The organism is Paraburkholderia sp. SIMBA_053 (genome assembly GCF_046534895.1).
Classification (GTDB): domain Bacteria; phylum Pseudomonadota; class Gammaproteobacteria; order Burkholderiales; family Burkholderiaceae; genus Paraburkholderia; species Paraburkholderia caledonica.
This window is the reverse complement of record NZ_JAWRXU010000157.1, coordinates 1-407: the sequence shown is the minus strand read 5'-3', so window position 1 is coordinate 407 and position 407 is coordinate 1. Positions and strand designations below refer to the sequence as shown.

The window sequence follows — 407 nt, the reverse complement described above, 5'->3', positions numbered from 1 at the left end:
TCTGGAAGCGGATGCTACGGCGTGACGTTCGGCTTCCCGAGTCTTGGATCCGGGTGGACCAACAACGTGCGTTCGGCGGAAGGGTTCAACAACTGCTGGTCATCCCAATACGACGGTACGAGCTACACCGGCGCGGTCCTGACCTGCGCCCCCTACTGTTCCTCGCTGGGGGCCCTGGCCGCGAAGACCTCGTCCATCGTCTACCGCCCGGTGGGAACCTTCGGTTGAGTTGCCTCCGGCTCAGCTCTGATACGGGTGAAGGCGAAGCGTTGAGCACTCGATCTTGCCTGGCACGACTGCCGCTTCGCCGTTGTCGGCGACACAGGTCGTGAACTCGGACGGAGCAACAGCCGGGCCTGGCGTCGCGGACAGCGGGTCCGTCTCGGCGAACGCGCCGGACTCCCACA

The 407-nt window shown here is 65.1% G+C and carries 1 protein-coding gene; it reads left to right on the top strand.

Features of this window, described 5'->3' with window-relative positions:
* On the top strand, positions 1 to 228 hold a 228-nt coding region (locus SB753_RS35040; RefSeq protein ID WP_410804639.1), incomplete at its 5' end, for a hypothetical protein.
* Positions 229 to 407: the final 179 nt, after the last annotated feature.